Annotated in this window: 12 protein-coding genes; 2 read left to right on the top strand and 10 right to left on the bottom strand. The window is 48.5% G+C overall.

The genetic code is table 11. The features are described from left to right. Window positions 1–252: 252 nt before the first annotated feature. Complete coding sequence (ppk1, locus tag ACRRNK_RS06580; RefSeq protein WP_433945966.1) at window positions 253–2,346, top strand: polyphosphate kinase 1; 2,094 nt, start codon at window positions 253–255, stop codon at window positions 2,344–2,346. Here ppk1 and ACRRNK_RS06575 read toward each other — a convergent pair. The 9 genes from ACRRNK_RS06575 to ACRRNK_RS06535 all read right to left on the bottom strand — a co-directional run bounded on the left by ACRRNK_RS06575 (window position 2,306) and on the right by ACRRNK_RS06535 (window position 14,749). Then, the gene (locus tag ACRRNK_RS06575) at window positions 2,306–3,844 is read right to left on the bottom strand and encodes a Ppx/GppA family phosphatase (protein ID WP_433945965.1); all 1,539 of its coding nucleotides are present in this window, start codon (window positions 3,842–3,844) and stop codon (window positions 2,306–2,308) included. The two genes, ppk1 and ACRRNK_RS06575, sit on opposite strands and share 41 nt — an antisense overlap. A 239-nt stretch (window positions 3,845–4,083) precedes the next feature. Continuing rightward, a complete protein-coding gene (gene ptsP, locus ACRRNK_RS06570; RefSeq protein WP_433945964.1) occupies window positions 4,084–5,796 on the bottom strand; it encodes a phosphoenolpyruvate--protein phosphotransferase in 1,713 nt (570 codons plus the stop codon). After that, complete coding sequence (locus ACRRNK_RS06565; RefSeq protein WP_433946821.1) at window positions 5,789–6,064, bottom strand: HPr family phosphocarrier protein; 276 nt, start codon at window positions 6,062–6,064, stop codon at window positions 5,789–5,791. The genes ptsP and ACRRNK_RS06565 overlap by 8 nt, the downstream gene beginning before the upstream one ends. A gap of 78 nt (window positions 6,065–6,142) precedes the next feature. Further along, window positions 6,143–8,245 (bottom strand): glucose-specific PTS transporter subunit IIBC, encoded by a 2,103-nt coding sequence (gene ptsG / locus ACRRNK_RS06560; protein WP_433945963.1) that lies wholly within the window; start codon window positions 8,243–8,245, stop codon window positions 6,143–6,145. Between the two features lie 238 nt (window positions 8,246–8,483). Further along, on the bottom strand, window positions 8,484–9,326 hold the full coding sequence (gene glcT / locus ACRRNK_RS06555) for a glucose PTS transporter transcription antiterminator GlcT (protein WP_433945962.1): 843 nt from the start codon (window positions 9,324–9,326) through the stop codon (window positions 8,484–8,486). Window positions 9,327–9,642: 316 nt separating this feature from the next. Continuing rightward, the gene (locus tag ACRRNK_RS06550; RefSeq protein WP_433945961.1) at window positions 9,643–10,806 is read right to left on the bottom strand and encodes an iron-containing alcohol dehydrogenase; all 1,164 of its coding nucleotides are present in this window, start codon (window positions 10,804–10,806) and stop codon (window positions 9,643–9,645) included. 158 nt (window positions 10,807–10,964) lie between these two features. Beyond that, window positions 10,965–12,569: a UDP-glucose--hexose-1-phosphate uridylyltransferase gene (locus ACRRNK_RS06545; RefSeq protein WP_433945960.1), complete on the bottom strand. Its 1,605-nt coding sequence runs from the start codon at window positions 12,567–12,569 to the stop codon at window positions 10,965–10,967. 10 nt (window positions 12,570–12,579) lie between these two features. Then, window positions 12,580–13,569 (bottom strand): UDP-glucose 4-epimerase GalE, encoded by a 990-nt coding sequence (gene galE, locus ACRRNK_RS06540; RefSeq protein ID WP_433945959.1) that lies wholly within the window; start codon window positions 13,567–13,569, stop codon window positions 12,580–12,582. Between the two features lies 1 nt (window position 13,570). Next, the gene (locus ACRRNK_RS06535) at window positions 13,571–14,749 is read right to left on the bottom strand and encodes a galactokinase (RefSeq protein WP_433945958.1); all 1,179 of its coding nucleotides are present in this window, start codon (window positions 14,747–14,749) and stop codon (window positions 13,571–13,573) included. 158 nt (window positions 14,750–14,907) lie between these two features. Here ACRRNK_RS06535 and ACRRNK_RS06530 point away from each other — a divergent pair, with 158 nt between their 5' ends. Further along, a complete protein-coding gene (locus ACRRNK_RS06530) occupies window positions 14,908–15,774 on the top strand; it encodes an AraC family ligand binding domain-containing protein (protein WP_433945957.1) in 867 nt (288 codons plus the stop codon). Window positions 15,775–15,864: 90 nt separating this feature from the next. Here ACRRNK_RS06530 and mgrA read toward each other — a convergent pair whose 3' ends face one another. After that, window positions 15,865–16,857, bottom strand: coding sequence for an L-glyceraldehyde 3-phosphate reductase (mgrA, locus tag ACRRNK_RS06525; RefSeq protein ID WP_433945956.1), 993 nt, complete (start codon window positions 16,855–16,857; stop codon window positions 15,865–15,867). Window positions 16,858–16,997: the final 140 nt, after the last annotated feature.

Raw genomic sequence — 16,997 nt, 5'->3', positions numbered from 1 at the left:
AAGTTATTATATAAGCCGCAGTTAAAATGTTCACATTTGTGTGTACAGTCGTAACTACGGGGAATGCTTGGACTTTCGGCCGCTGTTGTCTCCAGGTTTCTTGATTTATACCGCAGGGCGGATGAAATCCGGAGACAAAGGCGATCGCTTTCGCTCCTACAGTTCCAAGCTTCCCCTCCGTTACGCCTTACCCTCAGGTCAATTTTTAACTGCGTCTTATATAGTGTATTTTTAGCGGAGGTCGTTAGACATATGGCACAAATCAATATTAAAGAAGATGGCTCACGTTATCTTAACCGAGACTTAAGCTGGATCGAGTTCAATTGGCGCGTGCTGCAGGAAGCCCAGGACCCTGGGACCCCTTTGCTTGAGCGGGCCAAATTTCTATCTATCGTATCCAGCAATCTGGATGAATTCATGAGTGTCCGTGTCGCGGGCATCCAGGATCAGATTCGTGCAGCGTATGCCAAGAAGGATTTCACAGGCTACACTCCGGCCGGCTTATATAAACGTCTGGTCTCCCGCATTTCAAAAATGGTACAGGCCCAGTACCGTACATACCGCGATATTATGCGGCAGTTGACCAAGGAGCATATTCAGCTCCTGAAATATGAAGATTTAAATAAGGCACAGCGCCAATCGATGGAAAGCTATTATCACGATATTATCTTCCCGGTACTTACACCTATGGCAGTAGATCAGAGCCGGCCTTTCCCCCTGGTTCATAACCAGTTCGTATATCTGGCAGTTGTCCTGAAGCGGGATGGGGACAGCCCGGAAGAAGAGCCTTATTTCGCGGTTGTACAGGTACCATCCAATCTGTCGAGATTCGTACAGCTTCCCCAACACTCGAACAGTAAGAAGCAGTCCTTCATTCTTATTGAGGAGCTGATCAAGCATCATATACAGACCTTGTTCAGCGGATATATCCCGCTGGCGGTCCATGAATTTCGGGTGACCCGAAATGCGGATCTGACCATTGATGAGGAAGGTGCGGAGGATCTGCTTGAAGAAATTGAGAAGGAGCTGCGCAAGCGGCGCTGGGGTGCTCCCGTACGCCTCGAAGTTCAAAGGGGCTTTCATCCGTATGCTCTTGAACTGCTTCAGGATGAATTCGAAATTACAGATTCTGTATTTGAGATCGATGGTCCGCTGGATCTGACATTTCTGCGTCATTTCACCGGGGCGGTTCATGGAAGTCCAAAGCTGCGTTATCCGCAGGACGAGCCTCCCTATCCACAGGAGTTTGAAGATAATGAAGATTTCTTCGAGGTGCTCAAGGAGCGGGACGTACTGATGTACCACCCGTACGAATGCTTTGATGCAGTGACCGATTTCATTGTACAGGCTTCAGAGGATCCCCATGTTATGGCCATTAAGATGACGCTCTACAGAGTTAGCGGGAACTCCCCGCTGATTCAAGCGTTGGCGGATGCGGCAGAATCCGGAAAGCAGGTTACAGTTGTCGTCGAGCTGAAGGCTAGGTTCGATGAAGAGCGGAATATCGCTTGGGCCCGCAAATTAGAAAAAGCCGGCTGCCACGTGGTATACGGCCTTGTTGGACTCAAGACACATGCCAAGATTCTGCTTATCGTTCGCCAGGAAGGGCCTGATCTCAAGAGGTATGTACATGTCGGCACCGGGAATTACAATGACATTACGGCAAGGCTGTATACCGATATTGGATTGTTCACTACCCAGCCTTCCATTGGCGAGGATGCCTCGGAGCTGTTCAATTTAATTACCGGCTACTCCGCTGTTCATCACTGGCAGTCCCTGACTCTTGCACCTGATAACATGCAGAACAAGCTTGCCAGTCTGATTGAGAGAGAGTCGGAGCATGCCCGCAGCGGAAGACCGGCGCGAATCATCGCCAAGATGAATTCCCTCTCGAATCAGGAAATGATTGACGATCTTTATAAAGCTTCACAAGACGGAGTACAGATTGATCTTATTGTCCGCGGTGTATGCTGCTTGCGGCCCGGAGTCGAAGGCCTCAGCGATCGCATTACCGTAAGAAGTATTGTCGACAGGTTCCTTGAGCACTCACGAATTTACTATTTTGAAAATGGAGGCCAGCCTGAAGTCTGGATCTCCAGTGCCGATTGGATGACCCGGAATTTAACACGCCGGATTGAGCTCATGTGCCCGGTATATGAAGAGGCAGCCCGAAATATGGTCATCCAGATTCTTAGCCTCTCCCTGGCTGATAATGTAAAAGCCAAGCAGCTTATGCCGAACGGCAAATACGAGAGAATCGTAAACGATCTCCCGTTATGCCGGAGTCAATTTGCAGCTCTTGATATTAGTACATGGAAGAAGTCTGAATTTCCCACTTCAATTTAATATCCCATGCTTTCTGAAACACTTTTGCTGCCGCATCCAGCTCCCTAAGTTCAATAAAGGGCTGGCTGCGGCAGTTAAATTTCAAGGTTAAAGTCCTGTTCTCCTTATCAGCTTCTATGGAAGTAATCGACTGAGTCTCGCTCGCATCAAGTGAGACAGCAACCTGCAGCAGGGCGGCAAGCTGCGCGATCAGCTTGGTGTCCTGGTCTTTGAGTATGCTCTTTTGGTAGACACCCGCGCTAGACTGCTTTCCGTTCTTCGCCCGGTATTCGGCAATGAGTGCGATCAGCACAATTTCGCGGTGTGTTAATCCACCCAGGGGAGCGTTCAGCAGCCAATAGAAAGTATGCTTCTCATACTGATGGTACCAAAGTGAAGCGCCTATCTTGTACAGCATGGCCGACACATGAAGAATTCGTCTGGCAAGCCTTTCGTCCTCGAGCGCCTTCAGTTGATCAAGCAGCTTCATGCATAACTCGTTAACATGATTAAGATGACGAAGAGAAGCCGTCGATTGAAAAGAAAGCAGCGAGCGGACCTGGCGCTCAACGACCTCTGTTGCCTCAGGCAGTGTGGTCTTCATCACATCATGCAGCAGTCCTTCACGCAATCCGGTCCCGCTGATCAGGCAGTATTCGGCCTTAATGTATCTGAAGATCGTATGTAGAATCAGGACGCCCGGCACAATGATATCAACCCTGCTCTTGGACAATCCTGGTAGTCTCCTGCGCTGATCTACCGATATCGATGGCAGCAGATCAGCGTAGTAATTCACAGTGCCTTCTTCAAGCACGTAATGATGCGTCATCGGCAGCGGATATTTGCATCTGCGCTGATCCAGCTTCCCCAATGAGCGAATCGTCCCGCCAAGTCCAATGAGCGGAAGCTCTGGATGATCCGAAATCCAATCATACTGACGAAGCTGATCTTGTATTTCACGGATAAGCGCCATACTAGACTCCAATGTCCAGCCGCTTCGAGTGGCAAATTTATAATTTGAATTTACTGCACCAAAGGGCAATGAGACACTGTGAAGCAGCTCCCGATTTCGGAATAAGGTAATCTCCGTGCTACCGCCGCCAATATCAATAATAAAGCCATTAACAGCCCCAATACCGTGTGCCACTCCAAGAAATCCGTAAAATGCCTCTCCGACTCCTGTTAGCACTTCAATTTCGAGACCCGTATGCTTGTCCAGGATATCAACAATCTCGGCGGCATTTGCCGCATTGCGAATCGCAGCTGTTGCCGCGACACGAATCTTCCCGCATTCATAGGCCTTGCATATATTCTTGAATTCACTTAAGACTGGCACGATTGATAATATTCCCTCATGGTCCATTTTCCCATCCGCGCCTATCTTCTCGCTGAGACGGGCAGATTCTTTGCTTTCATGTATAACCCGGTAATGGCCTGAAGAGGTCACTTCATAGACCACAACCCGAATCGAGTTCGAACCAATATCAATGATGCCAACTGTGCTGCGTGTGTCGTTCATATGTATACTCCTTGTAAGTCGGTATAAATTCATTATAAACCCATTAAATCAGGCTAAATCAGCAGAAATGTATATTATTCATATTTCTCCATTCCACTCTAGACTATCTCCACTCAAAAATAAACTGAATTTACCCACAAAAAAAACCGGTATCCGAAGATACCGGCAGGGGAACTCCCCTCAATCACTAATTATTATGTCGGAAAAAGGTTAAACGGATTACTCCCCGCTAATGCGGTCTAGGCTTCAATCCCTCTTACTAGTTCCACAACCTGTTCAGCGGTCTGAAGCTCCAGCGCTTTAACTGCAAGCTCCTGCATTTCCGCCTTGGACAGCTTGGAAATAAGGGAACGTGCCGGCAGAATAGAGGTTGCACTCATGCTGAATTCATCAAGTCCAAGTCCCAGTAGAAGAGGAATCGCTGTAGTATCTCCGGCCATCTCACCGCACATACCTGCCCAGCGCCCTTCCTTATGGGCTGCGTCGATTACCATCTTGACCAGACGAAGAATGGCTGGATTGTAAGGTTGGTACAGATAAGACACACGCTCATTCATCCGGTCAGCCGCCATGGTGTATTGAATCAAGTCATTCGTTCCGATACTGAAGAAATCCACTTCCTTGGCAAATTGATCGGCCATAACCGCGGTCGATGGAATCTCGACCATGATGCCAAGCTGAATGTTCTCAGATACTTCGATTCCTTCAGCAATGAGCTTCTGCTTCTCTTCAAGAAGCAAGGCCTTAGCTTCACGGAACTCACCAAGTGTAGCGATCATCGGGAACATAATCCGCAAATTCCCGTACACACTTGCACGAAGCAAAGCGCGAAGCTGAGTGCGGAAGATATCCGTACGATCCAGGCACAAACGCACGGCGCGGAATCCAAGGAAAGGATTCATTTCTTTTGGAAGATCGAGATATGGAAGCTCCTTATCTCCGCCGATATCAAGCGTACGGACAACAACGGGCTTGCCTTCCATTTTCTCTAGCACCGTCTTGTAAGCATTGAACTGAACATCCTCAGAAGGCAGCTTGTCACGGCCCATATACAGGAACTCGGTACGATACAGGCCTACGGCTTCGCCGCCGTTATCAATAACCCCTGCCACATCGTTCGGCGTACCGATATTCGCTGCAAGCTCGACATGAACTCCGTCTTTGGACACAGACTTCTGATCACGCAGCTTGTTCCATTCCGCCCGTTGCTCCTGATAATTCAGTTGCTTCGCTCTATACTCAGAGACAACTTCATCAGTTGGGTTGATAATAACCTGGCCATCCAGCCCATCTACAATAACCAGATCCCCGCTGTTAACTTTCTCAACAACTTCCTTGGTTCCAACCACCGCTGGTATCTCCAAGGAACGGGCCATGATCGCAGAGTGGGAAGTCCGTCCGCCAATATTTGTTGTAAAGCCAAGCACATATTTACGATTCAATTGCGCTGTATCCGACGGACTCAGATCTTCTGCAATGACAATAACCTCTTCGCTAATTTCTGCCGGATTGACATAAGTCAATCCGAGCAGATGAGTCAGCACACGCTTGGTTACGTCGCGCATATCCGCTGCACGTTCCTGCAGATAAGCACTCTTCATGTTCTCGAACATGGAAATGAACTGGGACGCTGTCTCATTCAGCGCATATTCCGCATTTACCTGTTCATCCGAGATCATCGCGCGAACCGGATCAATAAGCTCCGGATCATTCAGAATCAGCAGATGGGATTCAAAGATTTCCGCTTTCTTCTCACCAAGCTCAGCGCGAGTACGTTCCTTAATGGCTTCCAGCTCTTGCTGTGATTTCGCAAGGGCATTGTCAAAACGGGTAATCTCAGCGTCTGTATTCTGTACCTGCTTCTTATTGATCGTAAAATCAGGGTGCTCAAGCTTGAAGGCGCGGGCTATCGCAACGCCAGCAGATGCTGCAATCCCCTCAATCTTATTCATTAATTTCGCCTAGCCCTTCACTTACCATAATATCAGATAGTGCATTAAGAGCCGCTTCCGCTTCTTCACCTTCAGAAGAAAGAGTGATGGTATCGCCCTGTTCAAGACCCAAAGACAGAACACCCAGAATGGATTTCAAGGTTACTTTTTTACCTTTTGCTTCAGCGAAAGATTCAGCGCCTTTAAATTTGTTAGCTGTATTCACCAACGCTGTGGCTGGGCGAGCATGGATACCGTCTTCATCTGTGATTTTAAAGTTTTTTTGCATTTTCATACATCTCGCTTTCTTTTGTAATATAGTTTGTTACTTCATATTAGAATTCAGCTTTGCTAAATTTCAAATTTCTTACTTGATCGTGATAATGTTGTTCTCTCCACTCTTCACCTGACCCGATTTATCCAAGGTAACCGATGAACCTTCAGGCAAGTTGGAGAAAATGATCGGTGAAATAATTGAAGGAGCATTCGCCTTCACATATTCCAGATCCACTTCCATGATCGGCTGTCCCGCAGATACCAGGTCGCCTTCTTTAACTAGAACGTTAAAGCCTTGGCCCTTCAGCTTCACAGTGTTCACCCCGATGTGAACAAGCACTTCCTTACCTCCATCGGACATGATTCCGATCGCGTGCTTACTTGGGAACACGTTGAACACTTTCCCGTACACTGGTGAACAGATTGTTCCGTCACTTGGTAGGATGGCGAATCCGTCACCGGTCATCTTCTCGGAGAAGACAGGGTCCGGAACCTTGGTAATATCCATCAATTCACCATTCGCAGGAGCTACCACATCTTCTTTGATGATGGCATCACCATGCTGAGCAGCCTCTTGTTCGGCCTCAGCCTGCTTGCCGCCGACACTTGGAGCATCGAAATTCGTAGCTCTCTCACCAACATCATCGGCATCTGGAATACGAGCAGGCGCTTTGCCGTTCATAATATCCTGGATCTGAGACTTGATGGTATCAGAACGTGTACCGAAGATGGCTTGCACGTTATTACCCACTTCAAGCACGCCGGATGCGCCGAGCTTCTTGAGACGATCTTTGTTCACATTTCCTTTGTCTTTGACTTCAACACGAAGGCGTGTGATACAAGCGTCCAGATGAGCGATATTCTCTTTGCCCCCTAGAGCTACTAGGATGTTGCTTGGAAGATCATCGTTCGTAATCGGAGTGCCGCTATCAGCAGTTGCCTCTTGCTCCGCGGCATCTTCACGGCCTGGTGTTTTGAGGTTGAATTTGCGGATAATGAACCGGAATCCAAAGTAGTAGATCACCGCAAACACCGCACCTACAACGATAACCAGATACCAAGGTGTACGGCCTGGAATTACACCGAAGATCAGGAAGTCAATCAATCCCCCGGAGAAGGTCATCCCGATTTTGACACCTAGAAGCTGCATTGTCATAAATGACAGACCTGCGAATACACAGTGAACAGCGAACAAGATTGGTGCCAAGAACAGGAAGGAGAACTCAATAGGTTCCGTGATCCCTGTAAGGAATGAAGTCAAAGCTGCGGAACCCATGATCCCTGCAACATATTTCTTGTGTTCCAGCTTTGCTTCATGATACATAGCAAGCGCGGCTGCCGGAAGACCGAACATCATGAACGGGAACTTACCGGTCATAAATGTACCCGCTGTAAATGGAACATTATCACGGAGCTGGGACATGAAGATATGCTGGTCACCCCGGATAATCTGGCCAGCCTTGCTGGTGTATTCTCCGAATTCGAACCAGAATGGAGAATAGAAAATGTGATGCAGACCGAACGGAATGAGCGCACGCTCAACCACACCAAAGATAAACGCTGCCATGGTACGGTTCGTATCGATCATGTTGTGTGACAAGTAATTCAGCCCGTGCTGAATTGGCGGCCATACAATAACCATGAGCAATCCAATAATCAGCGACGTTGCCGCTGTCATAATTGGGACAAACCGCTTACCAGCGAAGAAGCCCAAGTACGATGGAAGCTCGATTTTGAAGAACCGCTTGTACATGGATGCCGCCAATATCCCGATGATGATACCGCCGAACACACCCGTAGCCAGGGTCGGGATCCCTAGTACACTGGCATAAGCCTCGTTGTGTCCGATCATTCCCGGAGTAACCCCAATGACGGTTCCCATTGTAATATTCATAACAAGGAAGCCGACAATAGCAGCTAGTCCAGCTACCCCTTCACCACCGGCTAAGCCGATAGCTACCCCGACAGCGAACAGCAAGGACAGATTGTCAAAAACAATTTGACCCGCATTCATCAGAATGGTCGCTACAGCGTGAACTCCATGATTATTCAGTGCAGGCACAAGCTTTAGGAAGTCTTCACTAATAAGCATGTTGCCGATACCGAGCAAGAGTCCAGCAGCCGGCAATATAGCAACCGGTAGCATGAGTGCCTTACCTACTCTTTGCAAGACACCAAAAAATTTCTTGAACATAAGCAACCTCCTTATATAGGCAAATAAAAAAGCATGAGCTTTGAAAGCCTGAAAGTATTCACTCTCTTCAGGGTTATAATACCCCGGAAAGGTGCAATACAATCAAAGACTTTCATCAACTCATGCCTGATCGAATCAGTTACACATCTGATGACTATTCAATTTATTCGCCACTTATGGAATGTATTATAGCACTGCCTATCTGGTAGTGCAATACCTTCCGCGTACAAAATTTCACTTACAAATCCTTCTGGGCTACCCGGTGCAAATGCATCGTAAGATAGGATACCTCCGCCTGATAGACCGGCTTACGAAGCCGCTGCTCCATCATTTTGGTTAATTTCCAAGCCAAAGAGTACAGCTCCGGATATTCCTGCTTAAGCAGATTCTCCAGCTTATCCGGTTCGCTAACCTTCTCCCCCTGACGGACACGCTCAATGGCGAACCTAAGATGGGTCAGCAGCCTTGAGTAATCCAGGGAATTACGAGTCAACTTAATGTGAAGCTGTTGTTCTATGACCGTCACAAGATCCGAGATGAGCTGAGAATGCTGCTTCACCTCAGTAATATCCTGATTCGTCATCGCACTGTGGATATGAAGAGCAATGAAACCGATCTCATCTTCACCCAGGTCGATTCCCATTTTCTCATTGATGATCCTTATCGCATATTCCGCTAGCTCATATTCGAGAGGGTAGATCTCCTTGGTCTCGAATAGAAAAGGATTATGAATAATAATATTCTGTTCAGCCCGCTTAATCGCAAACGAAATATGGTCGGTTAAGGCGATATGAATATGTTCATTCAAGGCTACATTACAGCGCTTGGATATATACAGTATAACCTCGTTAACAGCTTCAATCAGCTTCTCATCCACTTGAGGGAGGAGCTGCTTATACTGCTCTTGTTCATGAGCATTCTTAAGGATGAACATTTTCTCAACAGACTGTAGTGGAATGTAGTGACCGGTCTTCCGATTGAAGCCAATTCCCTTGCCAATCACCACGACCTCACCGTTCTCAGGATGCTTGGCAATAATAACGTTATTATTCAATACTTTCGCAACTTCTAAACTGCTCACCTTTGCACCTCTTTATCGGGGGCCATAATCTTTCGATCCTTGACTATAATATAAGGATAGTTAATTATATTATAATTCAACCAGGAGTCAAGAGCCAATGTTCCGGTTAAGATATGCACAGATTTGATAGTTGTTAAAATGAATCTGACCGGCTCAGCCTTCCTGAGCGTTCACAACTCTCCCCAGAAGATCCCCCGTCCATACTTGGGACTGTCAGTATATCCAGCAATTGATATCTTCATGAATACTATATGATCAACAAAAAAAGCCCCGTTTCACGGGGCGCTCCACTAACTCACTCAACTGTCCACTACACTTAGAGAGAAGCCTTATAAATCTCCAGCACATCTTGTTTGTCCTGCTTCGCGAAATTGCCGAAGGGTCCGAATTTAACAGCCTTCTCAGCCATGACATCCAGCTGACTGTCATCAATGTCATAGTCCTTCAAGGTGCTTGGCGCGCCAATAGAGCTCCAGAATGTACGCAGTGCCTCGATGCCTTCGAGTGCAACCTGTTCATCGGACTTGCCCTCGGTTTTAATATCAAAAACATTCACAGCAAGGCGCTTGAACCGGGACACATCCACCTTCAGATTATGCTTCATCCAATTCGGGAACAGAATGGCTAAGCCTCCGCCATGTGGAATGTCATATACCGCAGAGACAGCATGCTCGATATTATGGGTTGCCCAGTCACCACGGGTTCCCATATTCAGAATTCCATTAAGCGCCATTGTACCGCAGTACATGATGGTCGCACGGTGTTCATAATTGTGCAGATCTTCCACCAGCTTCGGAGCCGTGTCGATGACCGTTCTCAGTATAGTCTCACAGAAGCCGTCCTGTACGGGAGAGTTCGTAGGAACATGGAAATAATGCTCGAGAACGTGTGACATCATGTCCACTACGCCATATACGGTTTGATCTCTAGGCAATGAAAAGGTGTGCTCTGGATCAAGAATAGAGAACGCCGGGAACGCATAAGGGCTGCCCCAGCCCAGCTTCTCCTTGGTCTGATCATTTGTGATGACAGAGCCCGAATTCATTTCAGAACCCGTTGCTGCCATGGTGAGCACCGTACCTAACGGAAGCCCGGCTTTGGCAGCCGCTTTGCGCTCAGCGAAATCCCACATATCTCCTTCATACTTGGCCCCTACCGCAATGGCTTTAGCACAATCGATAACACTGCCTCCGCCCACGGCCAGAATCAGCTCGGTGCCGTGAGTCCGGCACAGATCCACACCTTTATGTACCGTTGAGAGGCGTGGGTTAGGTTCAACACCGGCGAGTTCGGTCACTTCAGCACCAATCTCGTTCAATATATGGATAACTTGGTCGTATAAACCGCTGCGTTTGATGCTTCCACCGCCATATACCAGCAGGACTTTGCTGCCGAATTTAGGAACTTCCTTCTTTAAAGCCTCCAACTGGCCTTTGCCAAAAATAAGTCTCGTCGGATTATGAAATTCAAATGCTTCCATGTCTGTTAGTCCCTCCGTCTTCTAGAAGATGAAATAAACCAGGCGATTCCCGGTTAATCCCTCTTTCATTGATAAATTGCAAAAAATGAATACATTTGTGATTATACTTCCTTGCGACCGTTGAAACAAATTTGGAACCAAAACGAAAAGCCGCCCTATCAGGACGACTTCTCATATCCACAGCTTGTAAGGAACTGGTGCAGCGCACTCTGTCCTTTGTCCGTCTGTTTGAATACACCCGCATGACCCAGAATTTCGGCAAATATACCGCCGACTTCATCACGAAGCAGCTCTTCAGCTTCCTGAAGCTCAAGTCGTGTGCCATACTTGGCAGCAAGCTCTTCAATCCAGGCGGCATGTGCGATCAACTCAGGAACACTGCCTTGCTTAACCCTGTTATATAATTCATTATCTCCAGCCAGGATGCTGGCTATTCCCGCAAGCTCATGTTTAAGGCGGCCTGGAAGAATAGCCAGACCCATGACCTCAATCAAGCCGATATTTTCTTTCTTAATATGATGCATTTCCCGGTGTGCATGGAATACCCCTTCCGGATGTTCCTCGCTTGTGCGGTTGTTGCGAAGGACGATATCAATCTCATAACCTCCGTCCTCCCGGCGTCTTACAATAGGGGTTACCGTATTATGAGGGACTTGTACCCCGTCCACTTCGGAATAAGCATGTACGCCAACTTCTGGATCACTATAGCCCTTCCACTGCTCATACAGCTCATTTGCCGCTTCCAGAAGCACCTCGGGATTGCTGCAGCCAAGCCTTACAACAGACATCGGCCATTTCACCGGACTTAGGCTAACGCCGCTGAACTTCGGATGCTGGAATTCCGCTTGCACCGGTGCTTTCTGAAGTGGAAACACATGGCGTCCAGCCTGGAAATGATCATGGGTCAGAATCGACCCGCCGACGATGGGAAGATCGGCATTGGAGCCAATAAAGTAATGAGGGAACTTGCCTACGAAATCAAGCAGCCTTTTGAACGTATCCTTAGTCAGCTTCATCGGTACATGATCATGATGGAAGACGATCGAGTGTTCATTGTAGTACACATAAGGAGAGTACTGGAAGAACCATGGCTCCCCGCCCAGCGTCAGTGGGATAATCCGCAGATTCTGCCGGGCTGGATGGTTGATCCGTCCGGCATAGCCTACATTTTCTCTGCATAGCTGGCATTTCGGATATATTGGAGGTGGCAGCAGCTTCGCCATCGCTATCTCCTTCGGGTTCTTCTCGGGCTTGGACAGATTGATCGTAATCTCCATCTCACCGAACGAAGTCTCCTTTTTCCAGTACACATTCTCTGCTACACGGTCCATACGGATATAATTGGAGTCTACAGACAGCTTGTAGAAAGCATCCGTTGCCGCGGTTATTCCGCTGGTGCGCTCTATATCCTGGAAGGAACGGATAACCTCTGATGGACGGGCCATGAGATGACCCATAATTTTGGCATCGAGCAGATCTCGGTAAGTCACTGTATCCTCAGGAACGAGCCCGATCTTGCAGCCATAATCAATCAGGGTCTCAAGCAAAGTATGAAGCGGATGTGTCGCATTCGCACTTACCTCATTCTGATAAGACTCATCCAGCGAGAACAGCTCAAGCAGCCGATTGCGGCTATAATCGGTATCATACTCCTGGATAAGTCCACGCCCCAGCGCATAGTGGACCAGCTGTTCTATGGCAAGCTGTACTCGTTCTACCTCAGTTAGCTCGTCCAAGCTGTCTGTCTGATTCGTTAGGCTCATACTTCATCCCTCACTTCGAGTCATAGCCTTGTGGATTGGCACTATGCCACTCCCAGGCTGACTGAATAATATGTCCAAGCTCACTGCGGGAAGGATTCCAGCCGAGGACCGTTCTCGCTTTCTCCGAAGAAGCCACAAGCACCGCCGGGTCCCCCGCGCGTCTCGGATGAACGGTAACCTGGAAATCCACTCCCGTTACCTCCTTAACCTTAGCAATAACTTCTTTGACCGAGAAGCCTTGTCCATTACCCAGGTTAAATACATCACTCTCCGCTCCGCTTCTCAAATGCTGTACGGCAAGCACATGCGCATCAGCCAGATCGCTCACATGAATGTAATCACGAATGCAGGTTCCGTCAGAAGTCGGATAGTCCTCGCCGAAGATGGCAATCTCCTCGCGCTGACCTAGAGCCGTCTGAAGTATGAGCGGTACCAGGTGACTTTCCGGACGATGGTCTTCACCAATTTTGCCGCTGTCATGGGCTCCTGCTGCATTGAAGTATCTGAGGGATACATATTTGATGCCTAGAACCTGATCGAACCACTTCATCATGCGCTCCATCGTAAGCTTGGTCTCTCCGTAGACGTTGGTCGGCTCGGTGCGATCCGTCTCCAGAATCGGCACCTTCTCGGGCTCGCCGTAAGTAGCCGCCGTAGAGGAGAAGACGATCCGACGAACTCCGGCCTCTTCCATTGCTTCTAGCAGACAAAGCGTACCATATACGTTATTGTCATAATATTTGACTGGCTTCTGCATGCTCTCTCCCACCAGGGAGTTGGCCGCGAAATGAATGACCGCATCGATCTCATTCTCCGAGAACAATTTGGACAGCAGGGCCTTGTCTCTTAAGTCCCCTTCATACAGCTTGCCTCCCAGAAGAGATTCCTTGTGTCCGGATTGAAGATTATCAATAATAACGACTTCCTCACCACGCGCCAGCAGCTCTGCTACCGTATGTGAACCAATATAACCCGCACCACCAGTTACGAGAATAGCCATGTTACTTGTCCTCCTTCAATTCATTTACGCCATTGCCGACTCCGCATACATAGAATTCGCCTTTAAGTCCCGTACGGCGCTCATAAGCTTCCCCGACCTGCTCCACGAACAAAGCTACATCATCCTCATGAACCAGAGAGACTGTGCAGCCGCCAAAGCCCGCCCCTGTCATTCGAGAACCCAGGGTACCTGGAATCCGTCTCGCTTCTTCCACCATAATATCCAGCTCCGAGCAGCTCACTTCATACAGATCACGCAGGGAATCATGGGACTCATTCATGTATTGACCGAATAAAGCCAGATCGCCCTTGCTAAGCGCATCCACGGACTGAAGCACCCTCGCGTTCTCTTCAACCACATGCTTGGCTCTGTTTTGCAGAATTTGATCCTGAATACCAGACTCGTAAGCTGAGAACTGTTCAGGACTCAGGTCCGCCAAGTATTTCAAATCCGGCTGCTTCTTCTTAAGAAGCTCAAGGGCCTCATCACACTGGGTCCGGCGTTCATTATATTTCGAGTCGACCAGACCTCTGCGCTTGTTCGTATTTCCAATCACGAGTTTATAAGAGCCTGTCACAAAAGGAACCAGGCGGTATTCCAACGTGCCGCACATGAGCAGGATCGCATGATCGGTCGCCCCATTAGCTACAGCAAATTGATCCATGATTCCGCTGTTCACGCCAACATACAGGTTCTCAGCCTTCTGGGACAGCACTGCGATATCAACCCTGCTAAGCTCTTGTTCTTCCATAGATAACAGCGCGTAAGCCGTAACTACTTCCAGAGATGCCGAGGAAGAGAGCCCTGCGCCATTCGGAATTTTGCCTTCAAACATCAATTCATAACCGGAGGTCAGTGTAATGCCCAGCTTACCGAGCTCTACGATAACTCCGACAGGATAGTCAATCCATTCTCCTGTCTTGGCCTTGCCCAAATCCTGAACCTCTAGCCGGGCTTCGTAAGGCATGTTCAGCGATTTGAACCAGACCTGATTATCCTCCCGCTTGCGAATGGCCAAGGTCGTTCCGAACTCCAGTGCGGCCGGAAGCACATAACCTCCGTTGTAATCGATATGTTCTCCAATCAGATTCACACGCCCCGGCGCCCCGAAATACCTGATCGGCTGATTGCTTTCACCAAATTCAGTTAGAAATGTCTGCTGCAAATGTTGATGACTCAAGCTCCCTCACCCCGTCCTTAGTGGTTGTAATTTATGACCTAATTATATTTGATAGGTACTCACGTTGATAATGCATCTATATGAGATAAATATAGATAAATGTGACTTTTAAAGCTACAATGTATATAACTTGTTCTTAGAGAAGGAGCGACAACACGATGAATCCTGAATCCTACAGCGCTGCAGCTAACCCTTTATACTCAGGCACGTCAGAGCTTCATGTTCTCTTCTCCGGTGAAAGCCAGACTCGTCCTGACCATCGCCTTGGGCCAAAAGTTTACAATTTCTATTTATTTCATTTTGTAGAAAAAGGACATGGGACTTACCGCACCGAGTTCAGTTCCTATGATCTGAAGGCTGGAGAAGGATTCCTGATCCACCCAGACCAGCTGGTCAGCTATGCCTCCGATGGATCTGACCCATGGCGCTACCGCTGGATTGCCTTTGCTGGCATCGGTGCGGATGAGCTTGTACGTCGTGCCGGCTTCCGGCTTGAGCAGCCTGTACTGCGCTCCTCTGAAGACAGCGCCATACCCGGACTCCTGAAGTCCGTGCTTCGGGCATTCCGCAAGAACAGGAGCAATGCGGATCTCATCTCGATTGGGTGTCTTTATATGATAATGGCTGAAGCTGAAGAGAAGCTGAGGGAACAATCAGGTTATATCAGCGGAAAGTCCAGGGTACAGCAGGTCGTCAAGCAGATGATCCAGTATATGGCCAGCCAATATGCCTATCCCGTATCTATCGAGCAGATGTCGGCGAGCATGGGGTATAACCGGGCCTACCTTTCAAGAATATTCAAGCAGCAGATTGGAGTATCTCCCGTTACTTATTTACTGAGGCTTAGAATGGATAAAGCCCGGGAGCTGCTTCGTGACCGCCCTGAATTATCGATTGAACAGGTCGCCGCCTCGGTCGGACTGCCCGATGCTCTGTATTTCTCACGTCAGTTCAGCCGGTTGCAGGGCAGATCGCCAAGCAGCTACCGAAGGTCTGTATCCGGGGCAGAAGCTACTTTAGAGTAGTACCCGTGCCAATAAAAAGCCGTCCTTTCCTTTATGACAAGGAGGACGGCTCTGACTATTATTCATTATAAAGTTGGAGCTTTATTAACTTTATGCCTTAAGTATGGTCTCGATACGGGTAAGCTCTTCTGCCGAGAAATCGAGATTGCTCAGCGCGGCCACGTTCTCTTCGATTTGGCTTACCCGGCTTGCGCCGATTAGAGCCGAGGTCACCTTACCCCCGCGAAGCACCCATGCAAGGGCGAACTGGGCTAGACTCTGGCCGCGGGAAGCCGCGATCTGATTCAGCGCCCGTATTTTGCGAAGTGCCTCCGGGGTGATCTGGCTCTCCTGCAAGGCTCCAGTCGGATTGGCGGCCCGGGAATTCTCGGGAATCCCATTCAAATACTTCGATGTAAGCATGCCTTGTGCCAGAGGACAAAAAGCAATGCTTCCGACCCCGTTCTCTTCGAGCACATCCTGCAGCCCATTCTCAATCCAGCGGTCAAGCATGGAGTAGTTTGGCTGATGGATGAGAAGCGGAGTGCCGAGCCTATTGAGAATAGCGATCGCCTCAGCTGTCTGTTCAGCAGAATAGCTGGAGATCCCCGCGTACAAAGCCTTGCCTGAGCGCACGATATGATCGAGCGCCATCATCGTCTCTTCTAGCGGTGTATCCGGGTCAAATCGATGAGAATAAAAAATATCCACATACTCAAGCCCCATCCGCTTCAGGCTCTGATCAAGACTCGATATCAGATATTTACGAGATCCCCACTCTCCATAGGGGCCGGGCCACATGTAGTAGCCTGCCTTCGAGGAGATGACCAGCTCATCGCGGTATGGAGCCAGATCCTTCTTAAGAACCTGTCCAAACAACTCTTCTGCCGATCCTGGAGGGGGACCATAATTATTTGCTAGATCAAAATGAGTTATACCCAAATCAAAAGCTCTACGGATCATCTCGCGTCCGTTCTCGAACTTGTCAGCACCGCCAAAGTTATGCCAAAGACCCAGAGAAATAGCCGGAAGCTTGAGGCCGGACCTGCCTACACGGTTATATTTCATGCTCTCATAGCGGTCTTCACTTGCTGTGTATACCATGCGTTCTCCTACCTTTCTACTGTGAGCTTTGCTGAAGATTTACGTAATTAAATCTTTATTTATAAGCTATACTCAAAATCATAGCCTTCCTTGGACGCTTTGGCAAGAAACCGTTTTCTTGGAGTAGGATCCCAGCACTT

This window comes from Paenibacillus sp. SN-8-1, assembly GCF_050995535.1.
Taxonomy (GTDB): domain Bacteria; phylum Bacillota; class Bacilli; order Paenibacillales; family Paenibacillaceae; genus Fontibacillus.
The sequence above is the reverse complement of the archived record's forward strand: the minus strand, read 5'-3'. Positions and strand labels throughout refer to the sequence as shown.